The sequence below is a fragment of the Arthrobacter sp. ov118 genome (assembly GCF_900116495.1).
GTDB lineage: Bacteria > Actinomycetota > Actinomycetes > Actinomycetales > Micrococcaceae > Arthrobacter.
In genome coordinates this window covers 108,437-122,185 of sequence record NZ_FPAY01000009.1, presented here as the reverse complement: position 1 = coordinate 122,185, position 13,749 = coordinate 108,437, and the positions used below count along the sequence as shown (strand labels likewise).

Sequence of the window (13,749 nt, the reverse complement as noted above, 5' to 3'; positions counted from 1 at the left end):
CGGGGCGCCGAACGCCGGGGTCACCGCCCGGCTCCCGGGCGTCGTGCTTCCGCGTCCTGTTTTTCCCCGGACGGGGGGTGGCACCGCCGTCGGAGGCGGGTCCTCCGGAGCTGTTGGTATCGGTGTCGGTGGTCATGAGGTTCTCCCGAGCAGGCCGGTGGGACGGAACAGCAGCACGAGCGCCAGCGCAAGCACCACGACGAAGTCACCGGTGCCGCCCAGATAGAAGTTCGCGAACTGCTGCAGGACGGCGACGGCGACGGCGGCGATGGCCGCCCCGGTCAGCGAACCGAGCCCGCCGATCACCGTGACAATGAAGGCGAAGATCAGCAGCGACCCGCCGAGCATGGGTGAAACGTAGCCGAAGTAGTGCGAGGCGAGGACACCGCCGAGGCCCGCCGCCGCCCCTCCGATGGTAAAGACGAGGGTGAAGGCTTTGCGCACGTCGATCCCGAGGGCGGTGACCATGGACCGGTTTTCGACGCCGGCGCGGATGATCATGCCGTAGCGGGTCTTCTTCAGGAAGAACACCAGGGCCAGCAGCACCATGACGGCCGCGACGATGCAGACGAAGCGGTCATTGGGAATCCGGGCGCCGAGGATTTCGGTGGTGTCCTTGAACCAGGCCGGACCCTGGATGAACACCGGGTCGGTGCCCCAGATGCCATCGAAAAGGGCCACTGCCGCGAGTGCGAGACCCACTGTGACGAGGACCTGTTCGATGTGCCGCTGGTACAGCCGCCGGATGAGGACGAACTCCGTGAAGGCAGCAAAGGCGGCTCCCGCGGCGGCCCCGATCACGAGGGACAACAGGAAGGTTCCCCAGTTGTCGGAGCCCGCGCGGCGGGCGATTTCCCAGCCGGCGAAGGCACCCAGCGTCAGGAAGGCGCCGTGCGCGAAGTTGAGCACGCCCATCAGACCGTAGATCAGGGACAGCCCGGCGGCCACGAGGAAGTACAGTGCACCGAGGCCGAGGCCGGTGAACATCAGCAGCACGACGGTGCTCACAGGGCAGCGCCTTTCTCGACTGGTTGTCCGGCAGGTTTTCCGGCAAGTTCTCCGGCAGGGCCGGAGTCGGTGGACACACCCAGATGCCGCTGGATCAGCCCGGCGTCCTCGAGGAAGTCCCGGGCCGGGCCGGTGTGGACCACGCGTCCGCCGGACAGCACCACGGCGCCCTCGGCAAGCTGGCCGACGACGTGCAGGTTCTGCTCGACGAGCAGGATGGGTACGGTCTTCGCCGCTTCGGCCAGGGTCTCGGCCACCTCGCCGACGATTTTGGGAGCGAGGCCTTTGGTGGGCTCATCGACCAGCAGGATCTTGTTGGTGTTCAGCAGGGCGCGGGCCAGCGAGACCATCTGCTGCTGCCCGCCGGAAAGCGTTCCGGCCATCTGGGCGGAGCGGGCCAGCAGGTCCGGGAAGAGCTCCTCGACCAGCTGCCGGCGGGGCGCGGCGTCACGTTCGGCGAGCCGGAGGTTCTCCGCGACAGTGAGTTTGGAGAAGACCTCCCGGTCCTCCGGGACGTAGCCCACGCCGCTGCGAATGATCTTGAACGTGGCTTCCTTCTCGATCCGCTCGCCGTCCAGTTCCACCACGCCGGCGCGGTCTATCAGGCCGATGATGGCCTTGATGGTACTGGTCTTCCCGACGCCGTTGCGGCCCAGCAACGCGGTGATCCCGGTTGCCGGGACGGTGAACGACACGTCCTCCACCACCTGCTGGCCCGCGATCGTGGCGTTGAGGCCCTCCACCCTCAGGATGGGCGGGACTTCGGTGGCGCGGTGTTCGGCTGTGGTGCTCATACGGGTTCTCCGAGGTAGGCGCTTTGCACGGTGGGGTCCGCCATCACGGCGTCGGGGCTGTCCAGGGCCAGCAGGCTGCCGTGGTGCATCACGGCCACCCGGTCCACGAGGCCCAGCACAACGTCCATGTGATGCTCCACCATCATGACGGTGCAGCCGCGGTCACGGTGCAATCCTGCGATGATCGCGGTGAGGGACGGGACGTCCCCCGACGCCACCCCGGCCATCGGTTCATCGAGCAGCACGACGGCGGGATCCGTCGCCAGCAGCACGGCGATCTCCACCTTGCGTTTCTCGCCGTGCGAGAGGTCGCCGGCCGCCGTCGTGAGCTTGCCGGTGAGACCGACCTCCGCGATGGTGCCGAGCGCGATCCGCGTGGCATCATCTGTCGCCGAAGGGAAGCGCAAGACACTGAAGCTGCCACCGAGTTTCGCCTGGGCGGCGAGCCGGACGTTTCCAGCACAGTAAGCCGCGGAAACAGGTTGGAGGTCTGGAAGGTCCGGCCCAGCCCCGCACGGGCCCGGCGGTGGATCGGCGCGGCTGTGATCTCCCTGCCGTTCAGCTCAATGCGCCCCGCGGTGGGCCGCATCACGCCGGAAATCAGGTTGAACAAGGTGGTCTTGCCGGCCCCGTTGGGGCCGATGACGCCGATCATTTCGCCGGCGCCGACCGCGAAGCTCACATCCTGGAGGATGCGCGCACCGCCGATCTGCAGACCGAGGCCGTCCACCGCGAGGGCGGGCAGGGCTGGGGCATTCATACGGGTCCTTTTGGTTGGCTCTGAAGGGCGGACGCGAGCTCGGGCTCTACCCGGCCGGGCTACTTCTTTTCCGGCGGCGCGACCGAGTCGCCCGGAACCGCCTTGATGAGCTCGGGGGCCCAGGTGCCGCCCTTCTGGACAAGCTTGGCCTGGTACATGTCCTGGATCAGGGCGTGATCGGAGGCGCGGACGGTTTCCTTGCCCTTGGGCCCATCGAAGCTGAAGCCTTCGAGGGCCTTGACCATGGCGTCCGGGTCCGAGCCGCCCTCCTTGATGGCCTGCGCGATCAGCTGGCCGGCCACGAAGCCGTCCGGAGTGAAGAGGTCGGCCTTCTTGCCGGCCTTCTCGACGGCGGCGATCATCTTCTTTTCCACATCGTTGCCTGCAGCACCCGGGAAGTAGTGGTTGAGGAAGCTGATCTTCGAGCTCGCCGGGCCGTAGGCGCCGAAGGTTGCCGCATCGCCCAGGCCGGTTACGACGGGGGCGGCGTCGAAGACTCCCTGCTGGCTCAGCGCCTGCCACATGGTGCCGGACGTTGCCCCGGCCCAGGCCACGAAGACCATGTCCGGCTTGGCGTCGAGGAGCTGGCGCGCGAACGGGGTGAGTTCCTGGTTCTCCGGGACGAGGACGGATTCCACGTTGGCACCCTTGGCGCCCAGTACCGCCTTCACCGCGGCGACGTTGCCTTGGCCGAAAGCGTTGTCCTGGGCGAAGACAACAACCTTCTTGCCCTTGGTGTCGATGAACGTGCCGGCGGTGGCGACGTCCTGCAGGCTCTGCCGGCCGGAGCGGAAGGTGTACTTGTTGATGCCCTGGATGGCGTCGGTGGCCGCGGGTCCGGAGATGTACAGGACCTTGTTTTGCTGCGCCTGCTCCGCGAGCTTCAGGGCGATACCGGACGACGCCGTTCCGCCGATGACCTTGTAGCCCTTGCCGATCATGTCCTTGGCCGCGGTAACGGCCTTGTCCGGGTCGCCGCCGTCGTCAGCGTAGGTCAGGTTGATCTTGGCTCCGTTGATCTCGCCAGTGCCGCCCGTGGCGTAGTCGATGCCGGCCTGCAGCCCCTCGTAGTAGGTTGCGCCGTACGCCGCCAGGGGTCCGGTCTTGGAGTAGATGATGCCGACGTTGACGGGATCGGCCTTCGCGCCGCCGGAACCGGCCGGTGTAGCGGAGCCGGCAGTGGGAGCGCAGGCGGTAAGGGCGAGCCCGCCGGCCATGACGGCGGCCAACAGGAACTTCTTTGTATCCTTCACGGGATGCCTTTCTTGAGAACCCACGGGTGGGGCAGAATTCTGGGTGAGAACCCGGATCAAACCTGAAAGGTGATTCAGGTCACGGTAAATCTATGGTGCGCGTCACGCGGTGTCAACGGCTCATGGAGGCGGTTTGGCAACATTCCGGCAACGGTTAGGCCGTGGCCGGCGGCACGCCGGGCACGGGGCAGCCACTAATCGGGAGCTGTAGGGAAAGAGTCGGCCGGGCGGTCGCCCGACCGGGCGGCGTCACACCGGGATAGGGGCGCCTTCATCGACGCGCCGGCACACTGTGGCCATGAACGGGGTGAACCCGCTGGCTTGGCCCAGGCGGAGTCCGGCGGCGTGCGTCAGCACACCGTCGTCGATCCGGAAGGTGTGCCGTGCGGTGCCGCGGTCGCTGCGCCGTTCCACGGTCAGGGTACCGTCGTGCCAGCCGGCGCGGGCGGGGGCTTCGGGTGGCAGGCCCATGCTGTTGACGTGGTACCAAAGGATTTCCGGGTGGTCCGGGTCGGTCGTGAAAACACCGTGGCCTTCGGAGCGGGTCCCGTCCGCATCGGTATGGCGGTAGCTGTGGGTAACGGCCAGCCCGGCGGCGGCCAAGGAGAAGACAATCTCGGACTCCGCGCTGTGCGCCGGCCCCCACACGGTGGCCTCCCAGTGCGTTGTCCCCGTCCAGCGGCCCAGAAATGTCCCAAGCATCTCGCATGCACTGCCTCGCAGCGGCCGGTCCACACTTCCTCCTGATGGAGTTCCTCGCCAGTGCCCCCGCCACCATCATCACGCCGCGCACACGGCGGAGTCTACGTTTTAGAGCCCGAACGTCTCGGTTTCCTCAAACGGGCCCACTACCGTGACGGTCCGCGGGGCCGCGGCGAGCTCGCGGGCAAGCTGCTGGACTTCCACTGCGGTGACTGCCTTGATCAGGCGCAGCGTCTCGTCGATGTCCTGGTACTCCCCGGACACGAGTTCCGCGCGGCCCAGCCGTGACATCCGGGATCCGGTATCCTCCAGCGCCAGCACGATGCCGCCGCAGAGCTGCCCGACGGCCTTGCGGAGCTCCTCGTCCGAAATTCCGTCCGCAGCCAGCTTGTCCAGCTCGGCGCCCAGCAGCTCGATGACCTGCTGAACCTTCGACGGCATGCATCCGGCGTACATGCCGAAATAGCCGGCGTCGGCGTAGGAGGAAGCGAAGGAGTAGGTCGAGTAGACCAGCCCGCGCTTCTCCCGGACCTCCTGGAAGAGCCGTGAGGACATGCCCCCGCCCAGGACGGCATTGAGCACGCTCATGACAAAGCGGCGGTCGTCGGTGGCCACCAGCGACGGGCAACCCATGATGATATTGGCCTGTTCCACCGGGCGCTTGACCACATGCAACCCGGCTGTGCCGGTGATCGCCGCACGGTCGGTGGGGCGGCGCTGGACAGGCGCGGCAGCGGGCTCCAGCTTCCAGCCGGCGGAGTGCAGGGCGTCCACCACAAGGCCGCAGACGACGTCGTGGTCCAACCCGCCGGCCGCGGTGACCACGAGCTCGTCGGGGCGGTAGTAGCGCCGGTAGTGGTCCCACACCGAGTCCCGGGCCACGGCCCGGATGGCCGCGGGGGTGCCGCCAATCGGTCGGCCGAGCGGGTGCGATCCGAGGACGGCGGCGACGAAATGTTCGTGAGCGACGTCGGTGGGGTCGTCGCTGTCCATCGCGATTTCCTCAAGGATGACGTCGCGTTCCTGCTCCATCTCCTGCGGGTCAAGGACGGCGCCGGTGATCATATCCGCGATGACGTCGATCGCCATGGGCAGGTCGCTGTCCAGCACGCGGGCAAAGTAGCAGGTACTCTCCTTCGCGGTGGCGGCGTTCGATTCCCCGCCGACCTCGTCGAAGGCCGAGGCGATTTCCAGGGCCGTGCGGCGCCTGGTGCCTTTGAACAGCAGGTGTTCCAGGAAGTGGGTAGAGCCGTGCTGGCCGGGGGCCTCGTCGCGCGATCCCACGCCGACCCAGAAGCCGATGGTGGCCGACCGCTGGCCGGGCATGGCTTCGGTCAGCACACGGACGCCCCCGGGAAGGACCGAACGGCGAACCTCGGACCCGCCGTCGGCTCCGTGGATCAGGGTGTCTGAGTGCTGATTCTGCTCAAGCGGCAGGGGGACGACTGTCATCAAGACCTTTCCATAAAACATTGAAAAAACGCGTCAAATCTGCCTGTTATCGTACCAGCGGCCCGCTCGCGGGTGGACCCCGCCGAGACGTCGCTGGGGCTCAAGATCACCGGGGCTTAAACCAGCGGCGGAGCCGGTGGAAGAATCCACCGGCCCCGCCGTTTGTCAGGCTCGACTACTCTGCGGCGTCCGCGGACACCTCAACGCTGGCAGCGTTTTCTGAGTTTTCGGAACCTGCCTCGTCAGCCACAACGGGCGACAGGGAGAGCTTGCCGCGGTCGTCGATCTTGGTGATTTCGACCTGGATCTTCTGGCCCACAGAGACGACGTCCTCGACGTTGTCCACCCGCTTGCCGCCGGCGATCTTACGCAGCTCGGAGATGTGCAGCAGACCGTCCTTGCCCGGAGTCAGGGACACGAAGGCGCCAAAGGTGGTGGTCTTGACGACCGTACCCAGGTAGCGCTCGCCGATTTCCGGAACCTGCGGGTTGGCGATGGCGTTGATCGCGGACCGTGCTGCGTCGGCAGACGGGCCGTTGGTGGCGCCGATGTAGACAGTTCCGTCGTCCTCGATCGAGATGTCGGCCCCGGTGTCTTCCTGGATCTGGTTGATCATCTTGCCCTTCGGGCCGATGACCTCGCCGATCTTGTCTACCGGGATCTTGACCGCGATGACACGCGGTGCGAACTCGGAGAGCTCATCCGGGGTGTCAATGGCGGAGTTCAGGACATCAAGGATGTGCAGGCGGGCTTCGCGGGCCTGCTTCAGTGCGGCAGCAAGGACCGAGGCGGGGATGCCGTCGAGCTTGGTGTCGAGCTGGATGGCCGTGACGAACTCGGAGGTACCGGCGACCTTGAAGTCCATGTCACCGAAAGCATCTTCGGCGCCCAGGATGTCGGTCAGGGCGGCGTAGCGGGTCTGGCCGTCAACCTGGTCGGAAACCAGGCCCATGGCAATACCGGCAACGGCAGCCTTCAGCGGCACGCCTGCGTTGAGCAGGGACAGCGTGGAGGCGCAGACGGAACCCATCGACGTCGAACCGTTGGAGCTGAGAGCCTCAGACACCTGGCGGATGGCGTAGGGGAATTCCTCGCGGGAGGGCAGCACCGGCATGATGGCGCGCTCGGCGAGGGCACCGTGGCCGATTTCGCGGCGCTTCGGGGAACCGACGCGGCCGGTCTCGCCGGTGGAGTACGGCGGGAAGTTGTAGTTGTGCATGTAGCGCTTGCGCGTCACGGGAGACAGCGAGTCGATCTGCTGTTCCATCTTGAGCATGTTCAGCGTGGTGACACCCATGATCTGGGTCTCGCCGCGTTCGAAGATGGCCGAGCCGTGGACGCGGGGCAGAACCTCAACCTCGGCGGTGAGCTGGCGGATGTCCGTCAGGCCACGGCCGTCGATGCGGATCTGGTCCTTGAGGATGCGCTGGCGCACAACCTGCTTGGTGACGGAGCGGAAGGCTGCGGAGAGCTCCTTCTCGCGGCCTTCGAACTGGCCTGCCAGGGAAGAGGTGACCTCGTCCTTGAGCGCGTCGGAGGCGGTGTCGCGTTCCTGCTTGTCGGCGATCTGGAAGACAGCGGCCAGCTTTTCGGCGGCAGCAGACTCGACGGCGGCGTAGACGTCGTCCTGGTAGTCCAGGAAAACCGGGAACTCGACGGTCGGCTTGGCGGCGCGGGCTGCCAGGTCGGCCTGGGCTTCGCAGAGTGCCTTGATGAACGGCTTCGCAGCCTCGAGGCCTTCGGAGACAACCTCTTCGGTCGGGGCGGTGGCGCCCTGTTCCTTGATCAGGTTCCAGGAGTTGTCCGTGGCTTCGGCTTCAACCATCATGATGGCGACGTCGTCACCGGCGATGCGGCCGGCGACGACCATGTTGAAGACAGCGTTCTCGAGCTGGGAGTGCTTCGGGAACGCAACCCACTGCGAGCCGTTCTCGTCAGCGACGAGGGCAACGCGGACGCCGCCGATCGGGCCGGAGAAGGGCAGGCCGGAGAGCTGGGTGGACATCGAGGATGCGTTGATGGCCACAACGTCGTAGAGCTCGTCCGGGTTGATGGACAGCACGGTGACGACGATCTGGACCTCATTGCGCAGGCCCTTGACGAAAGCGGGGCGCAGGGGGCGGTCCATGAGGCGGCAGGCCAGGATGGCTTCGGTGGACGGGCGGCCTTCGCGGCGGAAGAACGAGCCCGGGATGCGTCCGGCGGCGTACATGCGCTCTTCGACGTCGACCGTCAGCGGGAAGAAGTCGAAGCCTTCACGCGGGTGCTTGCCGGCGGTGGTGGCGGACAGCAGTGCGGTCTCTTCGTCAATGTAGACCATCGCTGCGCCGGCGGCCTGCTTGGCAAGACGGCCGGTTTCGAAGCGGATTACACGCTTACCGAAGCGGCCATTGTCAATGACTGCTTCTGAGAACTGGATTTCGGGACCCTCCAAGAGAGTCACCTCCGTTTCATGGTTCACGGAGCCCAGCCGCATCAACCCAGTCCAGCATCTGTCTACTGGCCTGCACTGCACCCGGTCATCGATCGAGACCCACGGGCCGGGCTTCAGTCCTTGAAGCCGTTCCCGGGAATCACTACCGAGGACCGCGAATGCGTGATGCGGTTGATCCTCCTGTTTAGTTATTTCCTGAAGAAGGCGGCCCTTTCCGGTCCGGAAGGGGCCGCCCCTTAAAGCTGACTAGCGACGCAGGCCGAGGCGCTCGATGAGCTGACGGTAGCGGGTGATGTCAGTGTTCTTGAGGTAGGTGAGCATGCGCTTGCGACGACCAACCATGGCCAGCAGACCGCGCTGGGTGTGGTAATCGTGCTTGTGCTCCTTCATGTGCTCAGTGAGATCCTTGATCCGCTGAGTCAGGACTGCAACCTGGACCTCCGGTGAACCGGTGTCGCCCTCGGTGGTTGCGTATTCCTTGATGATGGACTGCTTTACAGCGGCGTCAAGTGCCACAATAACTCCTAGAGATGTGCCGTGAGGCCCGAGTCAGTAATTCACTGCCGGGTGTGCCGTCCCGGAATCCCCTGCCGAAGCCAGGGATTTCGTGCACAGCAGGAGCCAGCCGCCACGGACTGCAGCCGGATCCAACGTTTAGTTTAGTGGCACGTCCCCAATGTTGTCGAAACCGCCGGCCGCACCCGGCAAGGGCGTGGCTCCGCTTTCGGGGCCGCCGAGCAGTTCCCGGATGGCAGCGACGCCGCGGTACAGCTCCGAGAAGGAGGTACTGAGCGGCGACAGACCAATCCTGATCCCTTGCGGGGCACGGAAATCGGGAATCACATCCTGTCCCCACAAGGTAGCGGTCATTTCCCGGAAGGCCGGGTGATCGATAGTGACGTGGCTGCCGCGCAGTTCCGGGTCCCTCGGGGTGGACAGCTGGACGCCCGCCGGCGCAAGCCAAGCTTCGTACAGTTCCAGGGCAAAGGCTGTCAGGAGCCGTGACTTCTTCCGGACGGCGGCCATCCCCACTTCCTCGATCAGGTCCAAGGTGCCGCGCATCGCGAGCATCCCGAAGATGGCCGGAGTGCCGCTGAGGAAACCGCGGACGCCGGGAGCGGCCTCGTAGCCGGGGCCCATTTCGAACGCGTCCTTGCGCCCCATCCAGCCCCAGATCGGCTGCCGCAGTCCGCCCAGGTGCCGGGTGTTGACATAGGCGAACGCCGGCGAGCCCGGTCCCCCGTTCAGGTATTTGTAGGTGCAGCCGGCCGCGAAGTCGACGTCGGCGTCGTCCAGGGCGATTTCCACCGACCCTGCGGAGTGGCAAAGGTCCCACACCATCAGAGCGCCGGCGTCGTGGACTGCGGCAGTGATGGCCGGCAGGTCCGCGAGGAAGCCGGAGCGGTAGGCGACATGGCTCAGGACCACGACGGCGGTGGCCGGGCCGGCGGCGGCCCGCACCTGGTCAACGCTGACGCCGGAGGCGGGGTCGGCGTCGATCCAGCGCAGGGTCAGGCCTTCTTCGCGCGCGATTCCTTCGACCAGATAGCGGTCGGTGGGGAAATTGTCCGTATCCAGCACGATTTCCGTCCGGGCCGGATCCGTGACAGCGGCCAGGGCGGCGCGGATCAGCTTGTACAGCACCACGGTGGTGGAATCGGCAATCACAGTCTGTCCGGGCGCCGCGCCGAGCACTGCGCGGCCAAGCTGGTCGCCGATGGCCTGGGGCAGTTCGAGCCATTCCTCGTCCCAGCCCCGGATCAGGCGTCCGCCCCAGCTGTCCTGGATGAAGCTGCTGATGTCCGTGACCGTCCGCTTGAGCGGGCGGCCGAGGGAGTTGCCGTCCAGGTAGGACAGATCGGTGTCCGTGCCCACGAAGAGGTTCCGGTAATCCGCCAGCGGGTCCGCGGCATCGAGATCGCGGGCACGCTGGCTCAGGGCGTCGGTCGTGTTGCCCGAGGTCTCAGCCTCGACCGCGCTCACTGGCCGATCTCCGTCCGCACCGCGAAGAGCTCGGGGAAGAAGGTCAGCTCGAGGGCCTTCTGCAGGAACGCGGCACCGCTGGACCCGCCGGTGCCGGATTTCATGCCGATGGTGCGCTGGACCGTGCGCAAGTGGCGGAAGCGCCAGAGCTGGAAGTTGTCCTCGAGGTCCACGAGTTCCTCGCAGGCCTCGTAGGCGCCCCAGTTGTCGGCGGCGTTCTCGTAGATGTACTTGAACACCGGGACCAGCTCCGGGCAGAACTCATGGGCCTTGCTGACGTCGCGTTCCAGCACTGAAGCGGGGACCTCGAAGCCCTGGCGCTTGAGGTAGGCGAGGAAGTCGTCATAGATGCTGGGGGCCTCAAGCAGCTCGCACAGCATCTCCTGGGCCGCCGGGTCCGAGTCGAAGACCGGGAGCATCTTGGCGTTCTTGTTGCCGAGGATGAACTCGACTGCGCGGTACTGGCTGGACTGGAACCCGGAGGAGTTGCCGAGGAAGCCGCGGAACTGCGAGTACTCGGTTGGCGTCAGGGTGGCCAGCACGGACCATTGCTCGGTGAGCGTTTTCTGGATGTGCTTGACCCGGGCGATCGCCTTCAGGGCGGAGCCAAGGTCATCAGAACGCAGCCAGGCGGCGGCGCTGCGAAGTTCGTGCAGCACCAGCTTCAGCCACAGCTCTGTGGTCTGGTGCTGGATGATGAACAGCATCTCGTCGTGGTGTTCCGGATTGCTGACCGGCTGCTGCGCGCTGAGCAGGGTTGGCAGCTGCAGATAGGACGCGTAGCTCATCCGCGCGCTGAAGTCGCGGACGATGTCCCGGTCCAGCTCCCTCGTGTTCTTCTCGATACTCACGTCTCTTGCCTTCCTTGCTGCATGGCTGCGAATCAGTGCCCGGCTCCAGTGCGTCAGTGCGCCGTCAGTCCGGGATCCGACGCCGGTCCGGGGGTTACGCCAGTCAGGGATCGGACGCCGGTTGGGCGCCGGTCCGGCCCGTTGTCAGCGGGCGAACAGGATGTCGTGGGCCTGGAGGACGTCCAGGCCCATCTGCTCCACCAATGCCTCAGGCCCACGGTACGCCACCATGCCGCGGAGCCTGGAGACGAATTCGACCACAACTGTCTGGTCGTACAGATCGAAGTCGTCCACCGACTCTTCCGGGCGGTCGATGACGTGGGCCTCGACCTGACGGCTCACGCCGTCGAACGTGGGATTGGAGCCGACGGAGATGGCGGCGGGCCAGCGGGTGCCCGCCTGGTCCACGAGCCAGCCGGCATAGATCCCGTCCGCGGGAATGTAGCCGCTCGCCGTCGATGCCAGGTTTGCCGTGGGGAAGCCGAGATCGCGGCCGCGTGCGGCACCGTGGACCACTTCGCCGCGCATCCGGTGCGGCCTCCCGAGGACAGCAGCGGCGGTGGCAACGTCGCCCACGCGCAGGGCCTCACGCACCCACGTGGACGAGCAGCGGCGGTCCGTCCCGGCGTCGTCGTGGATGGGGAAACCTTCTGAACCGAACTCGCTGATGACCAGCACCTCGAATCCGAGCTTTTTGCCCAGTTCCTCCATGGTGGAGAGGTCGCCGGAATTGCCGCGGCCGAACCGGGCGTCATGGCCGATCACCACGTGGCTCGCCTTCAAGGTGTCCACCAGGACCGTGGCGACAAATTCTTCGGGTGTCAGGCTGGCGAGTTCGAGGGAGTACTTCATCACCAGGACGGCATCCAGGCCGAGCTCACCCAGGGCCACAAGCTTGTCCTCCAGACCCATGATCAGCTCGGGAGCCGATTCAGGACGGTGTACCTGTGCGGGGTGGGGATCGAAGGTGATCGCCACGGCGCGGGCATGGTTGAGTCGGGCGGTGCGGATGAGCTGCGACAGCACCTGCTGGTGCCCGCGATGCACGCCGTCGAAATTGCCAAACGTGACAACCGAAGGACCAAAGTCCGCCGGGACTTCGGACAGATCGTTCCAGATGTGGACCATCAACCTCGCCTTTTGCTGCCTGCCGTGAACTCTTCCGAAGGGACGGTGCCGGCTCCGGAACTCTCTAAGATTACCCGCATTCCGGGCCGCTTCCGGACGCTGCGCCAGGCCCCGGAGCGGGCCTTCCACGGCCCTGTTCTGCAGGGCTACGATTCAAGGGCACTAGTTCGGCGGCGTCCATACGGGCGCCGTTTCCCGCGATGCCCGCTGCCACGCGAGGCTGAAGGAGTACGACATGACTGAGCTCCAAGACATCATCGGGCAGATCCCGATGGGCCAGATCGCCGGCCTGCTAGGCACCGACGAACCGACAGCCCGTGCCGCCGTGGAAGCCGCCGTGCCCACGCTCCTCGCCGGTATGCACAGCAATGCGCAGGCCCCGGACGGTGCTGCGTCCCTTCAATCGGCCCTGGGCCAGCATCAGGATGGACTGATCGACGGCGGCGTCGACGTCGCTCAGGTGGACACGGCCGACGGCGAGAAGATCGTCGATCACGTCTTCGGCGGGCAGCAGGACCATGTGGCCAGCCAACTCGCCGGGTCAGGACAACTTGGCGGCGCCGGAAGTGACCTGGTCCGGAAATTGCTGCCCATCCTGGCGCCGATCGTCATGTCCTATCTTGCGCAGAAGTTCCTCGGCGGAAGCCAGACGGGGGTGGGTTCCCCGGTGGGGGACGGCGCTGCGTCCGGTTCCGGCCAGGGCAGCGGAGTGGACCTCGGCGGGGTCCTGGGCGGGATTCTCGGCGGAATGGTGGGTGGCCAGGGCGGGCAGGGCAGCGCCGCGGGCCAGGCAGGCCCGGGTGGACAAGGCGGTCAAGGCGAGCAGGGCGGCTTCGGCGGGCTGGGCGATATTCTTGGCGGCCTGTTCGGGAAGAAGTAGGCACACCGCCCCTTGGGCGGCGCGCGATGGCGTTGGCTCGTTGTGCCCGCGGCCGGAACAGCTCGCTACCTCCTGAGCAGGAGCCTCCGCTGGCTGTCCCGCACAGCGTTGTTGCGCCAGATTCTCCAATGCAGCAGCACGGCGACAACGATCAGTGGGACGTGGATCGCGGGCAAGTTTCTGGCGAACCAATGCGGCAGATAGAGGTCGGTGACGGAGCCGTGGACGTCGCCGAGGTTCTGCGCGACAGCGGTGAGCGGGCAATGGAATCCGTTCGCGGCAAAGATCAGGGTCTCGCCCGCCACCACGACGGCGGCCGCGCCGGTCTTCCGGTCGGTGCGGCCTCTGACGCCGGTGCATAGGACGTAAACCACGCAAGCCTCGATGGTGAACCAGGCGAAAGTGTGGAACGACTTGATAGCCCGCAGCAGGATCCGACGTTCGGCCATGCCTCCAGCGTAGGCCCGTCGAAGCGAGAACAGTTCCGGAGGAAACCCGTTTCAG

The 13,749-nt window shown here is 66.3% G+C and carries 12 protein-coding genes and 1 pseudogene; 1 reads left to right on the top strand and 12 read right to left on the bottom strand.

Going from position 1 to position 13,749, the window contains the following annotated elements; translation table 11 throughout:
• Positions 1–132: 132 nt before the first annotated feature.
• The 11 genes and pseudogenes from BM372_RS15965 to BM372_RS15915 all read right to left on the bottom strand — a co-directional run bounded on the left by BM372_RS15965 (position 133) and on the right by BM372_RS15915 (position 12,365).
• Positions 133–1,008, bottom strand: coding sequence for a branched-chain amino acid ABC transporter permease (locus tag BM372_RS15965; RefSeq protein WP_090956435.1), 876 nt, complete (start codon positions 1,006–1,008; stop codon positions 133–135).
• Positions 1,005–1,802, bottom strand: coding sequence for an ABC transporter ATP-binding protein (locus BM372_RS15960; RefSeq protein WP_090956434.1), 798 nt, complete (start codon positions 1,800–1,802; stop codon positions 1,005–1,007). Before BM372_RS15960 ends, BM372_RS15965 begins: the two co-directional genes overlap by 4 nt.
• Positions 1,799–2,562, bottom strand: a pseudogene (locus tag BM372_RS15955) (ABC transporter ATP-binding protein). Before BM372_RS15955 ends, BM372_RS15960 begins: the two are co-directional and overlap by 4 nt.
• A 59-nt stretch (positions 2,563–2,621) precedes the next feature.
• A complete protein-coding gene (locus tag BM372_RS15950; protein ID WP_090956433.1) occupies positions 2,622–3,815 on the bottom strand; it encodes a substrate-binding domain-containing protein in 1,194 nt (397 codons plus the stop codon).
• Between the two features lie 249 nt (positions 3,816–4,064).
• The gene (locus BM372_RS15945; RefSeq protein ID WP_177236039.1) at positions 4,065–4,517 is read right to left on the bottom strand and encodes a DUF1579 domain-containing protein; all 453 of its coding nucleotides are present in this window, start codon (positions 4,515–4,517) and stop codon (positions 4,065–4,067) included.
• Between the two features lie 108 nt (positions 4,518–4,625).
• Positions 4,626–5,969 (bottom strand): M16 family metallopeptidase, encoded by a 1,344-nt coding sequence (locus BM372_RS15940; RefSeq protein WP_090956431.1) that lies wholly within the window; start codon positions 5,967–5,969, stop codon positions 4,626–4,628.
• A 175-nt stretch (positions 5,970–6,144) separates the two neighbouring features.
• A complete protein-coding gene (locus BM372_RS15935) occupies positions 6,145–8,403 on the bottom strand; it encodes a polyribonucleotide nucleotidyltransferase (RefSeq protein ID WP_090956509.1) in 2,259 nt (752 codons plus the stop codon).
• 246 nt (positions 8,404–8,649) lie between these two features.
• Entirely contained in the window at positions 8,650–8,919 is a 270-nt protein-coding gene (gene rpsO, locus BM372_RS15930; protein WP_090956430.1) for a 30S ribosomal protein S15, read from the bottom strand.
• Between the two features lie 138 nt (positions 8,920–9,057).
• Positions 9,058–10,386, bottom strand: coding sequence for a kynureninase (kynU, locus tag BM372_RS15925; RefSeq protein WP_090956429.1), 1,329 nt, complete (start codon positions 10,384–10,386; stop codon positions 9,058–9,060).
• A complete protein-coding gene (gene kynA, locus BM372_RS15920; protein ID WP_090956428.1) occupies positions 10,383–11,237 on the bottom strand; it encodes a tryptophan 2,3-dioxygenase in 855 nt (284 codons plus the stop codon). The genes kynU and kynA overlap by 4 nt, the downstream gene beginning before the upstream one ends.
• A gap of 144 nt (positions 11,238–11,381) precedes the next feature.
• Entirely contained in the window at positions 11,382–12,365 is a 984-nt protein-coding gene (locus BM372_RS15915) for a bifunctional riboflavin kinase/FAD synthetase (RefSeq protein ID WP_090956427.1), read from the bottom strand.
• Between the two features lie 235 nt (positions 12,366–12,600).
• On the opposite strand from BM372_RS15915, the gene BM372_RS15910 reads away from it, so the two are divergent.
• Positions 12,601–13,245 (top strand): DUF937 domain-containing protein, encoded by a 645-nt coding sequence (locus tag BM372_RS15910; RefSeq protein ID WP_090956426.1) that lies wholly within the window; start codon positions 12,601–12,603, stop codon positions 13,243–13,245.
• A gap of 65 nt (positions 13,246–13,310) precedes the next feature.
• Here the strand turns inward: BM372_RS15910 and BM372_RS15905 are convergent, their stop codons facing one another.
• Positions 13,311–13,694: a hypothetical protein gene (locus tag BM372_RS15905; RefSeq protein WP_090956425.1), complete on the bottom strand. Its 384-nt coding sequence runs from the start codon at positions 13,692–13,694 to the stop codon at positions 13,311–13,313.
• Between the last annotated feature and the right edge of the window lie 55 nt (positions 13,695–13,749).

Excerpts from the sequence above, each read along its gene's own strand:
- BM372_RS15905 (WP_090956425.1), bottom strand. The coding sequence starts at position 13,694 with ATGGCCGAACGTCGGATCCTGCTGCGGGCTATCAAGTCGTTCCACACT.
- BM372_RS15960 (WP_090956434.1), bottom strand. The coding sequence starts at position 1,802 with ATGAGCACCACAGCCGAACACCGCGCCACCGAAGTCCCGCCCATCCTG.
- BM372_RS15945 (WP_177236039.1), bottom strand. The coding sequence starts at position 4,517 with ATGCTTGGGACATTTCTGGGCCGCTGGACGGGGACAACGCACTGGGAG.
- BM372_RS15940 (WP_090956431.1), bottom strand. The coding sequence starts at position 5,969 with ATGACAGTCGTCCCCCTGCCGCTTGAGCAGAATCAGCACTCAGACACC.
- BM372_RS15910 (WP_090956426.1), top strand. The coding sequence starts at position 12,601 with ATGACTGAGCTCCAAGACATCATCGGGCAGATCCCGATGGGCCAGATC.
- BM372_RS15915 (WP_090956427.1), bottom strand. The coding sequence starts at position 12,365 with ATGGTCCACATCTGGAACGATCTGTCCGAAGTCCCGGCGGACTTTGGT.